The 15,812-nt window shown below is 57.8% G+C and carries 13 protein-coding genes; 8 read left to right on the top strand and 5 right to left on the bottom strand.

The features are described 5' to 3' along the window. Position 1 precedes the first annotated feature (1 nt). Genes B3M52_RS06870 through B3M52_RS06855 form a run of 4 tightly spaced genes read left to right on the top strand, consistent with a single transcriptional unit; the run spans position 2 to position 2,443 of the window. Positions 2-559, top strand: a complete 558-nt coding sequence (locus B3M52_RS06870; protein WP_286749202.1) for a CDP-alcohol phosphatidyltransferase family protein — start codon at positions 2-4, stop codon at positions 557-559. Beyond that, positions 538-1,254, top strand: coding sequence for a DnaA regulatory inactivator Hda (gene hda, locus B3M52_RS06865; protein WP_286749200.1), 717 nt, complete (start codon positions 538-540; stop codon positions 1,252-1,254). Before B3M52_RS06870 ends, hda begins: the two co-directional genes overlap by 22 nt. A gap of 38 nt (positions 1,255-1,292) precedes the next feature. After that, a complete protein-coding gene (locus B3M52_RS06860; RefSeq protein ID WP_286749198.1) occupies positions 1,293-2,090 on the top strand; it encodes a ParA family protein in 798 nt (265 codons plus the stop codon). A gap of 14 nt (positions 2,091-2,104) precedes the next feature. Beyond that, complete coding sequence (locus B3M52_RS06855; protein ID WP_286749196.1) at positions 2,105-2,443, top strand: YqcC family protein; 339 nt, start codon at positions 2,105-2,107, stop codon at positions 2,441-2,443. Between the two features lie 26 nt (positions 2,444-2,469). Here the strand turns inward: B3M52_RS06855 and nadC are convergent, their stop codons facing one another. Further along, positions 2,470-3,318: a carboxylating nicotinate-nucleotide diphosphorylase gene (gene nadC, locus B3M52_RS06850; RefSeq protein WP_286749194.1), complete on the bottom strand. Its 849-nt coding sequence runs from the start codon at positions 3,316-3,318 to the stop codon at positions 2,470-2,472. Between the two features lie 223 nt (positions 3,319-3,541). Between nadC and B3M52_RS06845 the strand changes: the two genes are divergently transcribed. From B3M52_RS06845 to B3M52_RS06830, 4 genes are all read left to right on the top strand, one after another. Beyond that, positions 3,542-5,908 (top strand): DUF1631 domain-containing protein, encoded by a 2,367-nt coding sequence (locus B3M52_RS06845; RefSeq protein ID WP_286749192.1) that lies wholly within the window; start codon positions 3,542-3,544, stop codon positions 5,906-5,908. Positions 5,909-6,014: 106 nt separating this feature from the next. Then, positions 6,015-6,641 carry a 1,6-anhydro-N-acetylmuramyl-L-alanine amidase AmpD gene (gene ampD / locus B3M52_RS06840; RefSeq protein WP_083637184.1) on the top strand — a complete coding sequence of 209 codons (627 nt, stop codon included), beginning with the start codon at positions 6,015-6,017 and terminating at the stop codon, positions 6,639-6,641. Then, positions 6,641-7,528: a regulatory signaling modulator protein AmpE gene (locus tag B3M52_RS06835; RefSeq protein ID WP_075195266.1), complete on the top strand. Its 888-nt coding sequence runs from the start codon at positions 6,641-6,643 to the stop codon at positions 7,526-7,528. Before ampD ends, B3M52_RS06835 begins: the two co-directional genes overlap by 1 nt. 104 nt (positions 7,529-7,632) lie before the next feature. Further along, entirely contained in the window at positions 7,633-9,684 is a 2,052-nt protein-coding gene (locus tag B3M52_RS06830) for a methyl-accepting chemotaxis protein (protein WP_414673596.1), read from the top strand. A 32-nt stretch (positions 9,685-9,716) separates the two neighbouring features. On the opposite strand, the gene B3M52_RS06825 is transcribed toward B3M52_RS06830, so the two are convergent. From B3M52_RS06825 to B3M52_RS06810, 4 genes are all read right to left on the bottom strand, one after another. After that, complete coding sequence (locus tag B3M52_RS06825) at positions 9,717-10,661, bottom strand: ketopantoate reductase family protein (protein ID WP_286749187.1); 945 nt, start codon at positions 10,659-10,661, stop codon at positions 9,717-9,719. A 3-nt stretch (positions 10,662-10,664) separates the two neighbouring features. Continuing rightward, positions 10,665-13,535: a valine--tRNA ligase gene (locus B3M52_RS06820; RefSeq protein ID WP_286749185.1), complete on the bottom strand. Its 2,871-nt coding sequence runs from the start codon at positions 13,533-13,535 to the stop codon at positions 10,665-10,667. Between the two features lie 261 nt (positions 13,536-13,796). Further along, positions 13,797-14,270, bottom strand: coding sequence for a DNA polymerase III subunit chi (locus tag B3M52_RS06815; protein ID WP_286749184.1), 474 nt, complete (start codon positions 14,268-14,270; stop codon positions 13,797-13,799). After that, positions 14,257-15,750: a leucyl aminopeptidase gene (locus tag B3M52_RS06810; RefSeq protein WP_286749182.1), complete on the bottom strand. Its 1,494-nt coding sequence runs from the start codon at positions 15,748-15,750 to the stop codon at positions 14,257-14,259. The genes B3M52_RS06815 and B3M52_RS06810 overlap by 14 nt, the downstream gene beginning before the upstream one ends. Positions 15,751-15,812 lie beyond the last annotated feature (62 nt).

The raw sequence follows: 15,812 nt of genomic DNA, 5'->3' as shown, positions 1-15,812 counted from the left end.
CATGACGCACCGCTGGCGCTGGATTCCAAATGCGCTGACGTTTTTGCGCATTTTACTGATCGCTCCTTTTGCCGCAGCGCTGATGGCCAAAGAATACCGTTTCGCCCTGATGATATTTTTTCTGGCATCTGCAACGGATGCCTTTGACGGGTTCCTTGCGCGTCATTACAACTGGCGAACCCGGCTTGGCGCCATTGCCGACCCACTGGCCGACAAAGCACTGCTGATCACCGCTTATCTGATGCTGGTTCTGACTGACGTACTTCCAGCCTGGCTGTTCTGGTTGGTGTTGGGCCGGGATCTCCTGATCGTCTGTGGTGGGTTGGCGTTTCATTATGGTGTCGGTCGCTTTGAGATGCAGCCGAGCCTGCCCGGCAAACTCAACACCCTGATCCAGATTCTGGTCGCCCTCGCGATCATCATTCTGCTGGCGGATTTGCCGATGCAACCGTGGGTTATGGACGTTGGCATTTTGCTGGTGGCGGCTTCAGCCATTTTCAGTGGCGCTCACTACATCGGCGTTTGGGGTCTGAGGGCATGGAGGGCAAAAAGACAGTGAGTGCGTCGCAGTTGGTGTTGGGGGTCAAACTTCGAGACGATGCCCGTTTTGACAATTTTCATGGCAGCCGGAATGCCGACGCCGCGGCGAGGCTTAAATCCGCCTGCGAACAAGCCGGTGCTGTGCCCGTCATCGCCGTCTGCGGCGACGCTGATACCGGTAAAAGCCATCTGTTACAGGCGGCCTGTCATCTGGCAGAGCAAAACCAACAGAGTGCGGTTTGTGTCAGCATGGAAGAGTTGTTGCCACTGGGGCCTGACGCGCTCTCAGGGCTTGAAGGCCAGTCGGTCATCTGCCTGGATGACCTGGATCTCATAGCGGGCCAGGAAAACTGGGAAGAGGCCATCTTCCATCTGTACAATCGGGTCAGTGACCATGGCCACCTGATGGTCGTCAGCCTGTCGGAGCTCCCGGCGTCACTGCCATTCGGGTTGCAGGATCTGGTGTCCCGGTTGAGTCATGGTCTGACCATTCAGCTGGGGATCCATCGCGACGATGATCGCCTGAGAATACTGATGGCGAGGGCGGAACAGCGCGGCCTTGTCCTCAGTGACGATGTGGCTGTATTCATACTCAGACGAGCACCCCGGAAGCTGGCTGATCTACTGGCGATTCTGGATCGCCTGGATGAAAATTCATTACGCGCCCAGCGGCGGCTGACGATCCCGTTCGTTAAGTCGGTGTTGGGCTGGTAGGGCGTTATATTCGCAGGGAAACTGTCAGAGGAAGCAGCATGAGACGAGTAGTGTTTAACCAGAAAGGTGGCGTCGGCAAGTCCAGTATCACCTGTAACCTGGCCGCGATCAGCGCTGCCCGGGGCAAACGAACACTGGTTGTCGATCTTGATCCCCAGGGTAACTCCACCCACTACCTGCTAGGTAGGCCTGCGGGCGAGCTCAAGGATACCGTTGCCGACTATCTTGAGCAGACGGTGGCGTTTACCGTGTTCAATCGGCGCGCGGACGAATTTGTCCACGCCTCTCCCTTCGACAACCTGTTTGTTATGCCCTCCAGCCCGGAACTGGATTTTCTGGAGCGCAAGCTGGAAGCCAAGCACAAGATCTACAAGCTGAGGGAAGCGCTGAAGAAGCTTGGTGAGTCGTTTGACGAAATCTACATTGATACGGCGCCGGCGCTCAATTTCTACACTCGATCGGCATTGATTGCGGCGCAGCGCTGCCTGATCCCTTTCGATTGCGATGATTTTTCCCGTCAGGCCCTCTACAGCATCCTTCACGAGATCCAGGAGCTGCAGGAAGACCACAACGAAGACCTCGTGGTCGAAGGTATTGTCGCGAACCAGTTCCAGCCCCGCGCCAGCCTGCCAAAGAAGCTGGTGCGCGAGCTGATGGACGAGGGCCTGCCCGTATTGCCGGTGAGGTTGTCCAGTTCGGTGAAGATGAAGGAGTCGCACCAGAGCCGGCAACCGTTGATTCATATGGCACCGAAACATCCGCTGACACGGCAGTATGAAGACCTGTATCGAGTGCTTCATGGCGAAACCGTTGAACTGGAACCCCTGGCAGATTAAGAGTGAGCATATCTATGGCGAATTCGTCCGACCATACCGCCCGTGTCGCGGATAGTCTGCTTCAGATAGAGATTGAATTGCGGCGACTCGATGCGTGGGAGAGCGAGCCGCCATCGCCAGAGGCGCTGCAGAGCGCCCAGCCATTTGCCGTGGACACGCTGGAGTTTACCCAGTGGCTGCAGTTCGTCTTTGTCAGCCGCATGAAAGCGTTGATTGAAGGCGGCCACCCCCTGCCTCAGGTGTCCGGTATGGCACCGATGGCGGAAGAGCACTTCCGGGGCCGGGAAGAGTCAGGGACCGTCCTGATTAGCGAGTTGGCAGAAATGGACCGCCTGCTGTCCGGTCAGCCCTGAGTGTAGAAATGGGGTCTCCGACCGATTCAGTCGTGTATGTCCAGGCGCATGGACAGGTCCACCGCCCGGACATCCTTGGTCAGCGCTCCGATAGAAATGTAGTCAACCCCTGTCTCGGCAATCGGTACCAGCGTCTCGCTGCTGATGCCGCCCGATGCTTCCAGCTTTGCGGCGCCCGCCGTGCGGACAACCGCCTGACGCATGTCCGCCAGTGAGAATTCATCCAGCATAATGATATCCGCGCCTGCGGCCAGGGCCTGATCCAGTTCGTCCAGGTTTTCGGTTTCCACTTCTACCGGTCGGCCAGGGGCAATGCGGCGGGCCTCGCTGACTGCATTGGCAATAGAGCCACAGGCGGCAATGTGGTTTTCCTTGATCAGAAAGGCATCCCACAGACCAATGCGATGGTTATGGCAGCCACCACAGGTAACCGCGTATTTCTGCGCCAGCCGCAGGCCCGGCAGGGTCTTGCGGGTATCCAATAGCTGGACACCGGTATGGGCGACACGGCGGGCATGGCCGGCACACGTGGTGGCAACGCCGGACAGCAGCTGCAGCCAGTTCAGGGCTGAGCGCTCGGCGGTGAGCAGGCTGCGGGCTGGGCCTTCCATGGAAAACAGCGATTGGCCGGGGCTTGCCTCGTCTCCGTCTTGCACCTCCCAGCTCAGGGTGACCCCCGGGTCCACCTGCCGGAACACCTCCTCAACCCATGCGCGTCCGGCAATGGTTGCGGCATCCCGGGTAATGACATGTCCGCGACTGATGCGCGCCTGCGGAATCAGCATGGCAGTAATGTCGCCATCTCCAATGTCTTCACGCAGGCTTTGTGCAACGGTTTCGATGCGGGACTGACGAAGCAGTTCGGCTGGGATCATGGCAGAGTTTCCGGTCGTTCAGTGGCGGTTTTGAGGCACATTGGGTGTGCGGATGTGATTCTATAGGCCTTCGCCAGATTCGCCAAACCTGGAAGGGTGGGGTGCTAAACTGTGACAACCATCACTTAAACACAAAAGGTGACAAATTCTGACACAAGGTGACGTGGGTAAGGCCTAAGATGTGCAATAACACATTTCTCCAGACACCACCCGGAGCAGCCGAATGGCGCAGGATAACAAGGTTGTAAGTCTCAAGAGCCAGAAGCTTCCTGACAGGTTTTCCCTGCCGGGCTCTCTGGTACGCCTGCGTGACGTATCGGGTCAGTCACTGAAGTCTGTGCTGTCTGGTTTTTTCGACAAGGCGGATGACGCGCTCTTTGAGCTGGCGGACAAGGCTGGAAGCAACCAGGACCAGACTGCTTACTTCGACGCCATGCGTGAGTTGAGGCTGCGGCGCAAGAATATGACCGTGTCGGTGCTGCAGTACGTCAGCCGCGCGTTCAATGACATCGGCTCGTTCAAGCCGGGTGGTGGCAGTGGCACCCTGGATGAGGTGGACCAGGACTCGCTGGCGTTGCTGGACCATTCCGATCTGGAGCAGCAGGTCGCCATCGACAACCTGATCAACAAACTGCGCAACCAACACGCGGAGGTTATACGCCTGCTGAATGTGCGGGTTGCTCACCTGCTGCCCTCGGTGCGTCTGGAAGATAGCCAGATGCCCTTGAGCCCGGAGGTGATCTGCGGAGGAGTTGCGGAAGCCTGTTCCGATCTGGATATCGATATCCGTGCCAAGCTGGTGGTGCTTAAACTGTTCGACCGCTTACTGGTGGGGGTTCTGGGTGATTTCTACAAGGATGCCAACAAAACCCTGATCGCCGAAGGGGTGCTGCCCGACATGCGTCGCCCGCCGGTCGGTGGCCAGGGCGCGTCTGGCAAATCCGCCCCGGCTGGGGGGCGGACTGCTGGGACGCTGTCAGCGAGCTCGGAGTCAGATGCGTCGGGGCCGCTCACGACGCCGTCCGACGATGTGCGGGCAACGTTTTCTGAACTGAGCGCTCTGTTGCACCAGGGGCAGAGTTCGAGCGAGTACGGCACAGAAAACAGTGGTGTGCCCAGCGCCGGCGCGCTCGACACCCGTACACTGATGACACGGCTTCACGAAATCCAGTCTCAGTCAGTCCATTGGGGGCAGGGTGAGGTTGTGCCTCTGTCAGAGCAACTACAGCAGGTGTTCCGGTCGGAAACCGGGAAGAAACATGATGTCGGCCAAGTGGACAGCGACGTCATCAATCTCGTGTCGATGTTGTTTGATTTTATCCTGGAAGACCGTCAGCTCCATCCGGTGATGAAGTCCGTGATCGGGCGCCTTCAGATTCCCGTACTCAAGGTGGCGCTGAGCGACAACAATTTCTTTAACCGGGGCGGACATCCGGTACGGAAGCTGCTGAATGAGCTGGCCATGTCTGCTATCGGTTGGACCGAGAAAAAGGCCGGCCAGCGTGATCCGCTACGAGACAAGATCGAGTCGGTGGTTGATCGCGTGCTTAACGAGTTTACCGACAACGTCGATATTTTCAGTGAGTTGCTCAGCGATTTCGGCCATTTCATGGATTTGGACCGTCGTCGCAGGGAGCTCGTGGAGCAGCGTCTGCGTGATGCTGAGGAAGGCAGGGCCAAGCAGGAGCGGGCATCCAAAGCGTCTGAGAACCTGCTGAACGAACAGATTACCGGTCGGGATCTGTCTCCTCCGGTCGTCACACTGTTGAATGAGGCGTGGGCAAAGTATCTACAGTGGATCGTGCTGCGTGAGGGTGAAGACAGTGAGCGCTGGGATGAGGCATGTGACCTTACCCGGCAGCTCGTATGGAGTGTTGATCCCAGTCCCATCAACGACAACACTCGCAGCGAGCTGCTGCGGTCGATTCCGGGAATCGTGGACGGTCTGAGAAACGCCCTACAGGAAATTTCGTGGGACCCGTTTGCCACCGACGCCGCCATAAGAGACCTTGAACTGGCCCACGTGGACGTGTTCCAGCGCCTTGTCACCACAACCCGCCCTGCTGTGGCGCCCGAACCTGAACCTCAGGCTGCGCCCCAAAAGGTGGAGGCGGAACCGTCTGTGGTCTCCAGGGATATGTCGGATACCGCGCCCAAAGCTCCAGAGAAAGTGGAGCGAACGACTGAGGGCGTAATGGCAGGCGCCTTCGAGCCCTCGGACGCCACCACGTCTGTATCTGCTAGCCCCGTGCCAAGCCCTGAAGAGCCGGCCGCAGAGGAATTGGCCGAGAGCTCCGGGGCAAATGTCGAGCTGCAATGGCTGGAGCGGGCTGATGGCCTTCGTGTTGGCTCCTGGGTTGAGCTGACCCGTGATGGCAACAAAACACGCTGCAAGCTGGCCGCGTTTATCAAGGCGACGGGCAAGTACATCTTCGTTAATCGCAGTGGTGCCAAGGTGGCGGAATATCAGCGTGAAAACCTCGCACTGGCGCTCGCTGCGGATGAGATCTCCATGTTGGACGACGGCCTGATATTCGACCGGGCGCTGGAATCCATCATCGACAACCTTCGCAGTAGCCGCAAGGACTGATCGTATAGCAAGACCGGAGACTTTGTGCTTCAATCAGGAGCATCAAAGCAACAACGGCGAACGCATCGGTGGTCCGGTCTGTTCGCCCCGGCCTGTTGGAACCACATTGTCTGAAACCATCCCTTCGCGCAACACCATTGACCTGTCGCCACCGGCTGTCGCCGGATTACGGACGACCGGTCGGGTAGCCGGCGCCCGTTGGTGCCCGTCTCCAAATTTTGGCAAACGCCCCGAAGGGGCGGCAATATCCCTGTTGGTTGTTCATAACATCAGCCTTCCTCCCGGGCAGTTCGGAGGCGATGCCATCGAACGGTTTTTCTGCAACCAACTGTCCCCCTCAGAGCACCCCTATTTCGAGACCATCGCCGATATGAAGGTTTCGTCACACCTGCTGATCCGCCGGGATGGTGAATGCCTTCAGTTCGTCAGCTTGTTGGAGCGCGCGTGGCATGCCGGGCGGTCCTGCTTTCAGGGCCTGGAAGAGTGCAACGATTATTCAATCGGCATTGAGCTGGAGGGCGCGGATGACATTCCATACACCGCAGCTCAGTATGAGGTGCTTGCTGACGTGTCAGCATTGATCATGAAATCGTGGCCGGCCATCACGCCAGAGAGGATCACCGGGCACAGCGATATCGCACCCGGTCGCAAAACCGATCCAGGCCCGGCTTTTGACTGGCCCCGATATCGGCAACTGCTTGGTACAGGGCATTGCAACGGAGCGGATAACTGATGGTATTGGTGGTGTTTCTGCTCGCTTACCTGGTGAGACGCAAGCTGGATGCGGCCAACGCCTGGTCTTCTGAGCCGTTGTGGCGTTCCGCGTTTAACCGGGGAGGCGCTGAAAGGTCTGGTAACGAGGCAGGCCTATGGAAGGGGCTGGTTATTATTCTTGTGCCCTCGCTGATTCTGGTCGCCGGGGAGTACTATCTGCACACCATTGGCTGGCGCATGGCCGCGTATCCATTGGAGTTTTTGTTGATGGTGTTGTTGATGGGTGCGCCGGGTTGGCGGGCGCGCCTGGAGGTTTACAGCGAATCCTGGGCCAGGGGCGACATGCAGTCCGCTTGGCATCACGTTATGGATATTTTACCGGCTGAGGAGCGGGGCGCGGCAACGTCGCCCGATGAGATGCATCTGGCTTTGTCACGAACGCTGATGGTCAGCGTCTTCGAGCGTTTTTTTCTGGTCGCTTTCTGGTATGCCGTTGGCGGTATTGCGGCTGCCTTCTTTGCGAGGGGAGTTGTCGCGTTAAGGGATCACTGGCCGCAGGTGGCAGCGAGACCAGGGTTTGCCGCGCTGGCGGAGATTCTCAATTGGCTTCCCTCACGACTACTGTCCTTCACGTTTGGAGTCGCAGGTGATCTTGCCGGCTGGATGAAAGAAGGAAAACGAAGACTGTTTGATTTTAGCCTCAGAACCAACCAGCTATTGATGGGCGCCGCGAGCGCGGCATTGACGGGCTATGCACTGGACCCGGAACGGTTCTCAAAGATCCATCCGGACGAATGGGCGGGCTTTGGTGGCCGCAGCCTGGAGGCCATCCGGGATTTGCTGAACCGAAGCATGCTGGTCTGGATCTGCATCCTTGCGCTGCTGGTTATTGCCGGTGTGCGCTGATCACGACATTTTGACAAAAATTACATTTTTACGCCGAAAAACACTCAAGTTTGTAGTACTTTAGTCGACAATATAAACAAATAGAATAAAGTTCCATCCTTTCGATGCTTTCTGTGGGGGTACACGTGAACCAGCTTATCAAGCCTGCAGTAGCGCTGATGAATCGGCTGCCGATGTTCTACAAATTCAGCCTGATCAGTGTGTTGTTCCTGCTTCCCATTATTGCCCTTTCCTGGTTGGTTATCAGTGAACTGAACCGGTCGGTTGATACCATGACCCGGGGCGTGGAGGGATTGGAGCAGCTCGAAAAGGTGGATACGCTGCTGGCAGAGTCCATGGCATACCGGGATTTTCGTGCCCCCGGCAAGATCAAGGATGACAATGAACTGCTCTCACAGTCCGCAGAGTCGTCAGAAACGATTGATAGAATTCTTGAGGAACTGGTTAACGCAGAGGCTCGTTTTGATGAATCCGGTAACTGGTCCCAGCAAGTAGCGATGCTGGTGGAGGAGTGGCAAACGCTCAAATCGACGGACAGTTATCAGGGCAATATCGACCCCCAGTTCAAGTACTATCAGGAATTCGTCCAGAAAGTGCGGGCGCTGTTGTCCGCGACCATTGAAATTTCCGGTCTGGGGCAGGACGCCTCACGTGAAAACCTACTGCTCCTGGGCCTGTTGCGTGAGTCGTTGCCGGATGCCCGCAGCATCATTGGTCGGGCCAGGACTTTCGGGATATTTGCGCTCCTCGACGGGCAGGTGGGGTACAACCTCAGTGACGGCCTCAATGAAATTTATGATGAGTTGACCAACCGCGCCTCGTTGCTCGGGCCTGCATTAACGGTATCGATGGATGCATCGCCGACCCTCGAGGAAACGACAGGTGACGCGGTCGACGGTATTCTCGAGAGTCTGGTAGTTGTGCGTGACGAGCTGGATACCAATATCATTACGCCTATGCGCCTGGAGTTACCCTGGCGGGATTTCAACCGTACCATCGAGAATCAGCTTGCCCATTACGATGCGCTCAAGGCCGGAATTTTTGACGTCGTCGGCGCAAACCTGAACTCACGACTGGAGGGCGAGCTGCAGCAACGGCAGTTGATTATTGCCGCACTGGTGATTGTTCTGTTGGTGGTGGTTTACCTCTATGTCGGCTTCTTCATGTCGGTACGCACGGCTATTAACCGTTTCAGCACGGCAGCAAGATCCGTGGCTGAGGGCGATATGACGACTCACATCCAATTGGATAATCGTGATGAACTGGGTGAACTGACCACCGAGTTCAACAATATGACGGACCGGATTGCGGAATTGATCCGCTCGGTGAGTAGCACCACTTCGGATGTGGACCAGCAGGCCACGCGTGTTAACGACACCGCCGCTGCGAACAGCGAGGCCGTTGCGCGGCAGATGGAAGAGTCGGGCCAGATCAACGAAGCCATGAACCAGATGGTGGAAGCGGTCAATGAGGTCACCGAGAGTGCCCATCGCGTGTCTGACAGCGCCGGCGCGGCTGAAGAGGATACCGAGAGAGGCCGCGGTGTGGTTGCGGATACTGTTGCCACCATCAACCGTCTTGCTACCGAAATTTCCGGTGCGGTCGAGGTTATCAACCGGGTAAACGCCGATAGCGATAACATCAGTCAGGTTCTGGTCGAAATCAAGGCGATTGCGGAGCAGACCAATCTCCTGGCATTGAATGCGGCCATCGAAGCTGCCCGCGCGGGCGAGCAGGGACGTGGCTTCGCCGTGGTGGCAGACGAAGTACGTTCGCTGTCACAGCGTACCCACAAATCGACCGAAGAAATCGAGGGTATGATCACCCGGTTGCAAAGTGGCGTTAAGGAAGCCGTTGCGGCCATGACCAACAGCCATGACGTGACTGAAACCACGGTCAAGAAGTCGGCGGACGTGACGGAAGCGCTGGACCGGATTGCCCAGGGTATTTCGACCATTGTTGATATGAGCCACCAGATCGCACAGGCGGCTGAGGAGCAGTCTGCCGTGGCGAAGAACGTCAATACCAACGTTGAACAGATCAGCGTTCTGGGTGAGAAAACGGCAGATAACGCCGAGGAAACCCTGGCGTCGTCACGGGAAATGTCACAACTGACTGCGTCACTGCAGCGTCTCGTGGAAGCGTTCAGGGTCTGACATTCGGGATCTGAAGGGTGTGCTCCTGAGATCTACGGCGATAGCTGTTTAATACGGTTTGTCAGCATCTGGTTTGTCGGAACGTCAACGCCCAACTCATGCCCGCGCCTGGCGATATATCCATTGATAAAGTCAATCTCGGTGCGGCGGCCCAGCCGCCTGTCGCTGCGCATGGATGAGGTATTCCGCGCCGTTTTGCGGGCGATCATTTCAATGCGTTCGCGAATCGTGACTGAGGGTTGGGCTTTCTCGATATCACCCTTCATCACGTTTGCAATTTCGTCGCACAACTCATCGATATGTTCCAGGTAGAACGGGTCCGTGAGGATATCACCGTTCGGGCAGTCGAGGATTGCCGTAAAGGCGTTGATACCTGCATTGATGACCAGTTTGTCCCACAGCCGCCTCTGAATGTCTTGCTCTGCGTGAACCGTTAACCCGCTGGTGCCAAGCGCCGTTACTACCTGCGCCAGATGCGTTGTCGCACTGGTGGTTAATGGGCCAACCCAGGTTTCGCCTTTGCCGGCGTGGGCTGTGCAGCCTGGTGCTGGGCGGTTCGCCCCTTCGGTGGTGCTGGCGGCAAGGATCGGTCGTTGTGGCCAACGCCCGGCGACCGCTTGCTGGCAGCCCATACCGTTCTGGAACAGGACAATGGGGGTGTCCGGAGAAATACAATGGAGGTTGGATTCAACGGCATCGAGCGTATCGCCCGCTTTCGTGGTGACCATCAACAGTGAAGGGCGTGCTGCTGTGGCGAGCAGGTAGGGAACTGTGACGACTTCCTCTCGGCCTTCGAACGGCTGAAACGTGTAAGTCAGCGCGGGTTGATCTGTTTCCGGGGAAACCTCGTGACGAGGGATAAACGTTACCGTCCCGGTGGCCAGGTAGCCCGCCCAGAGTTGGCCCATGGAGCCTGCTCCGAGAATGGCAATGCGGCCATTCCCGGACAGACCCTGATTCTTCCCTGCCTCGGCCACGGGTTACATGGCCTCGATGGCGGCCCGCTGCTCGCTGAGCCGGCTCATGCTGCCCTGGGCATCGCTGAGCTTTTCCTTCTCTTTTTCTACCACCTCGGCCGGCGCCTTGGCAGTGAATTTTTCATTGCCAAGCTTTCCTTCCAGCCGGCCTACTTCTTTTTGCAGTCGCTCCAGCTCCTTGTCCAGTCGCTTGAGTTCGGCGTCCTTGTCGATCAGGCCGGCCATGGGTACCAGTACTTCCATCTCGCCAACCAATTGGGTGGCCGACATGGGGGCTTCGCCTTCGGTGAACCACTCCAGGCTGTCCAGGCGCGCCAGCGATGACAGGAATTGCCGGTTCTCATCCAAACGGAGTTTGTCGTCTGGGTTTTTACCACGCAGAAGCACCGGGATGGCTTTTGCCGGGGAGATGTTCATCTCGCCACGGATATTCCGAACGGCAACAATCACTCCTTTCAGCCATTCAATATCGGCGGCAACCGCAGAGTCCTGCTTGTTGGCATCTGGCTGGGGGTAGGGCTGGAGCATAATGCTGTCACCACTCTTACCGGCCAGGGGTGCGATGCGCTGCCAGATTTCTTCGGTAATGAACGGCATTATCGGGTGCGCCAGGCGAAGGACCGCTTCCAGCACCCGTACCAGGGTGCGGCGGGTGCCACGTTTGGCTTCCGCACTGGCGTTGTCGTCGTTCAACGCCGGCTTGGAGAGTTCCAGGTACCAGTCGCAGTATTCGTTCCAGATGAACTCATACAGGGCGTAGGCGGCCAGGTCGAACCGGTATTGGTCAAGATGGCGGATCACGTCCTGTTCGCAGGTTTGGAGCTCGCTGATGATCCAGCGGTCTGCCAGCGACAAATCCACGGCCTCACCGTTGACACCGCAATCCTCGCCCTCTGTATTCATCAACACGTAACGGGCAGCGTTCCACAGCTTGTTGCAGAAGTTACGATAGCCTTCCAGGCGTTTCATGTCCCAGTTGATGTCGCGGCCGGTGGTCGCCATGGCGGAGAGGGTGAAGCGCAGGGCATCTGTGCCATGAGCGGTAATGCCTTCCGGGAATTCCTTCCGGGTGCGCTTCCCGATCTTCTCGGCCAGTTTGGGCTGCATCAGGTTGCCAGTGCGTTTCTCCAGCAGGTCATCGAGTTCGATGCCGTCGATCATGTCCAGTGGGTCAATCACGTTGCCCTTAGACTTGGACATCTTGTCGCCGTGCTCGTCGCGGATCAGGCCGGTCACATACACCGTCTTGAACGGTACCTGAGGCGTGCCATCCTCATTCTTCATGAAGTGCATGGTCATCATAATCATCCGGGCCACCCAGAAGAAAATGATGTCAAAACCGGTCACCAGAACGTTGGTGGGGTGGAAAGTTTTTAACCGCTCGGTGATTTCCGGCCAGCCCAGGGTACCAAAGGTCCACAGGGCGGAGCTGAACCAGGTGTCGAGCACGTCGTCGTCCTGGTTCAGTTGCAGGTCGGCGGCAAGATTGTGTTTCTGGCGGACTTCCTCTTCACTACGACCGACGTAGATATTGCCCTCGGCGTCGTACCAGGCGGGAATACGGTGGCCCCACCACAGTTGGCGGGAGATGCACCAGTCCTGGATATCCCGCATCCAGGCGAAGTACATGTTTTCGTACTGCTTGGGCACGAACTGGATACGACCGTCTTCCACCGCTTCGATCGCCGGCTTGGCCAGGGTTTTGGCATCGGCAAACCATTGGTCGGTGAGCATGGGCTCGATGATCAGGCCAGAGCGGTCGCCCCGTGGCACGCTCAGCACGTGGTCTTCGACTTCCTGTACCAGGCCTTCGGCGTCCATATCCGCCACGATCTGCTTACGGGCCTGTTCGCGGGTAAGGCCGGCGTACGCAGCCGGCAGGCTGCCGTCGACATCGGTATTCTCGGTGCCATCGGCGTTGACGACTTCGGCCACATCGCGGATGCAGGCGTCCTGGGTCATGACGTTAATCATCACCAGGTTGTTGCGCTTGCCCACGGCGTAGTCGTTGAAGTCGTGGGCGGGGGTGATCTTGACGCAACCGCTGCCTTTTTCAGGGTCGGCATGAGTGTCTGCGAGGATGGGGATGCGTCGGCCTACCAGGGGCAAGTCGACGAACTTGCCAATCAGGTGCTGGTAGCGCTCATCGTCCGGGTGCACGGCCACGGCGGTATCGCCAAGCATGGTTTCCGGGCGAGTAGTCGCTACCACTAGATAGCTTTTGCCATCCTGCGTCTTTTCGCCGTCGGCCAGCGGATAGCGAAGGTGCCAGAAAAAGCCTTTCTCTTCCTTGTTCTCGACCTCAAGGTCGGAAATGGCGGTATGCAGCTTCGGGTCCCAGTTGACCAGGCGCTTGCCACGGTAAACCAGGCCTTCGTCGTACAGACGGACAAACACTTCCTGCACGGCTTTGTAGAAACCGTCGTCCATTGTGAAACGTTCGTGGTCCCAGTCCACTGAGTTACCCAGGCGGCGGATTTGGCCAGTGATGGTGCCACCGGAATGTGTCTTCCAGTCCCAGATGCGCTTGATGAACTCTTCCCGCCCAAGGTCGTGACGGGTTTTGTCTTCTTCCGCCGCGAGCTTACGTTCAACCACCATCTGGGTGGCGATACCGGCGTGGTCGGTGCCTACCTGCCAGAGGGCGTTGCGGCCCTGCATACGTTTGAAGCGGGTGAGCGTGTCCATAATGGTGTGCTGGAACGCATGGCCCATGTGGAGGCTGCCGGTGACGTTGGGCGGTGGGATGGCGATGCTGAAGGATTCGCCTTCGCCCCCCTCCGCCTTTTCTGAACGGGGGCGGAAGTACCCTTTGGATTCCCAGTTTTCGTACCACTGGCGCTCGATGTTTTCTGGCTGGTAGGTTTTTTCCATGGGTTTCTGCTGGTGACCGTTTGGTTGATTCACAAGGGAAATTCAAGGCGTCTGATTATACATGCTCACTTGGGTTGCGGCGAACCTTGGGGTGCAGGGGCATGGGGGTAGTTTGAATTTCGGAAAGAAAAAGAACTCGCTGCGCTCAGACACCTTTTGCTGTCCGAAATTCAAACTACCCCCATACCCTTATGGAGTCCGAGTTGTCTCGACTGTGTTCGATGGTTTTACCCGGGTTTGATTGTGAGCCTGTTTTGCGTCTCACCGCTTCCTTTGGTCATGCACTCGAGGCTCAATTCCCAATGCCCGTAACTGCTTGAAATGCGATCGTGCCTGACTCAACACCGTTTCGTCGTTATGGGCAACCAGCGCCAATCGTTTAAACCGGTCTGCGTCCGCAGGCAGGGCGGATGAGAGGATGATCACCGTGTCCCAGTCTTCTGCGACCGGTTGGCAAAGCAATATCCCTACGGGATCAGTGCAGGTCGTGGCGGAGTCCGGCACGATGCTGTGGGGTATAAAAGCCTCGGGGCTGAAGTTCCAGAGCAGGTCGTCCAGTTCCTGAGCCTGTTGCATGGTGTCACAGACGACGCCTACACGGTCTCCCTGCTGGCGCGCCTTGTCCACCAGCTTGGCGGTGTGGAGATTGCGGGCAGCAGGGGTATTCTGGGCGAGGATGTGGAACCAGTAGGACTGGTTCCGTTCATCCTGTGAGCCCGGATTACTTTCCTGCATGAGACATCAGGTAGTCGACCAGCATGGGTACCGGGCGGCCAGTCGAGCCTTTGGCTTTGCCGGAGAGCCAGGCAGTGCCGGCAATGTCCAGGTGAGCCCAGGGGTAGTCCTTGGTGAACCGGGACAGGAAGCAGGCAGCGGTGATGGTGCCGGCCGGGCGACCACCAATGTTCTGCATGTCAGCAAAGTTGCTGTCGAGCTGGCTCTGGTATTCGTCCCACAGAGGCAGGCGCCAGGCGCGGTCACCAGCGCGTTCACCAGCGGCCAGCAGTTCGTTGGCCAGGGTGTCGTTGTTGCTCAGCAGGCCGGTGGCATGGCTGCCCAGGGCGATGATGCAGGCGCCAGTCAGTGTGGCCATGTCGACGACCACTTCCGGGTCGAATTTCTTGACGTAGGTGAGGGCGTCGCACAATACGAGGCGGCCTTCTGCGTCGGTGTTCAGGATTTCGATGGTTTGGCCAGACATGGAAGTAACAATGTCACCCGGGCGTGTCGCAGTACCGCTGGGCATGTTCTCGGCGGCGGCGATTACGGCAACCACGTTGATCTTCGGTTTGGTCTCGGCAATGGTTTTCATGGCGCCGAACACGGCGGCGGCGCCACCCATGTCGTACTTCATTTCATCCATGCCTTCGCCGGGCTTGAGGCTGATGCCGCCGGTGTCAAAGGTAATGCCTTTGCCCACGAGGACGTAAGGCTTGTCTTTCGCCTTGCCGCCACGGTATTCCATCACGATCAGTTTGGCGGGTTGGGCGCTGCCGGCAGACACGGACAGCAGGCTGTGCATGCCCAGCTTTTGCATCTGCTTTTCGTCCAGCACGTCGGTCTTGATGACGTCGTTGTCTTTGGCCAGTTTCTCAGCCTGCTCAGCCAGCCAGGTAGGGTGGCAGATGTTCGGCGGGGTGTTGCCCAGGTCGCGGGTGAAGTTCATGCCGCGCCCTGTAGCCAGGCCAAGATTGAAGGCGTCCTTCAAAGCCTTGCCGGCGGATGAAGCGGCAACGGTGACTTTCCCAAGCTTGCGGTCTGACGGCTTCTCGCTCTTGAACTCGTTGAAGCGGTAGAACTGCTCTTCCAGTGTGCGGCCGATCAGGTTCAGGCGCGCTGCTTCCGAGCTGGTGGCGTCTTCGCCAGTGACGAGGGTGTCGCTCAAGCCGACCAGTACGTGTTTGGAGGGACCGTCCTTGATTTGCCCAGCCATGGCAATCAGGGCTTTACGATAGTTGGCTGGTGTGCGGTCCTTGTCAATTCCGGTGCCAACCAGCAGAAGCCGGGACCACGGCTGGCCTTCGAGAGGAATCAGTTGGGTCGTTGCGTTCTTACCGGTAGCATCCCCGTTCTTCTGCAGGGTCTTGATCAGTCCGCCCAGGGCTTCGTTTGCTTGTGTGGTTGAGGCGGGCCAGTCGCCTTTTTCGGGCAGGGCGACAACCAGGCAATCCGCTTTGGTATCCGAAATGGGCTTACTGCTCAGAGTAAAATTCATAGCAACTCCCGTTGGTTATTCTGATGGAGGACAGGCCCGGCCTCGGGCTTGAATGTCCGAAT

The organism is Marinobacter sp. UBA2688 (assembly GCF_002352785.1).
GTDB classification, from domain to species: domain Bacteria; phylum Pseudomonadota; class Gammaproteobacteria; order Pseudomonadales; family Oleiphilaceae; genus Marinobacter; species Marinobacter salarius.
The sequence above is the reverse complement of the archived record's forward strand: the minus strand, read 5'-3'. Positions and strand labels throughout refer to the sequence as shown.

Coding starts and splice junctions, on each gene's coding strand:
- B3M52_RS06870 (WP_286749202.1), top strand. CDS start 2: ATGACGCACCGCTGGCGCTGGATTCCAAATGCGCTGACGTTTTTGCGC.
- hda (WP_286749200.1), top strand. CDS start 538: ATGGAGGGCAAAAAGACAGTGAGTGCGTCGCAGTTGGTGTTGGGGGTC.
- B3M52_RS06860 (WP_286749198.1), top strand. CDS start 1,293: ATGAGACGAGTAGTGTTTAACCAGAAAGGTGGCGTCGGCAAGTCCAGT.
- B3M52_RS06855 (WP_286749196.1), top strand. CDS start 2,105: ATGGCGAATTCGTCCGACCATACCGCCCGTGTCGCGGATAGTCTGCTT.
- nadC (WP_286749194.1), bottom strand. CDS start 3,318: ATGATCCCAGCCGAACTGCTTCGTCAGTCCCGCATCGAAACCGTTGCA.
- B3M52_RS06845 (WP_286749192.1), top strand. CDS start 3,542: ATGGCGCAGGATAACAAGGTTGTAAGTCTCAAGAGCCAGAAGCTTCCT.
- B3M52_RS06835 (WP_075195266.1), top strand. CDS start 6,641: ATGGTATTGGTGGTGTTTCTGCTCGCTTACCTGGTGAGACGCAAGCTG.
- B3M52_RS06830 (WP_414673596.1), top strand. CDS start 7,633: ATGCTTTCTGTGGGGGTACACGTGAACCAGCTTATCAAGCCTGCAGTA.
- B3M52_RS06820 (WP_286749185.1), bottom strand. CDS start 13,535: ATGGAAAAAACCTACCAGCCAGAAAACATCGAGCGCCAGTGGTACGAA.
- B3M52_RS06815 (WP_286749184.1), bottom strand. CDS start 14,270: ATGCAGGAAAGTAATCCGGGCTCACAGGATGAACGGAACCAGTCCTAC.
- B3M52_RS06810 (WP_286749182.1), bottom strand. CDS start 15,750: ATGAATTTTACTCTGAGCAGTAAGCCCATTTCGGATACCAAAGCGGAT.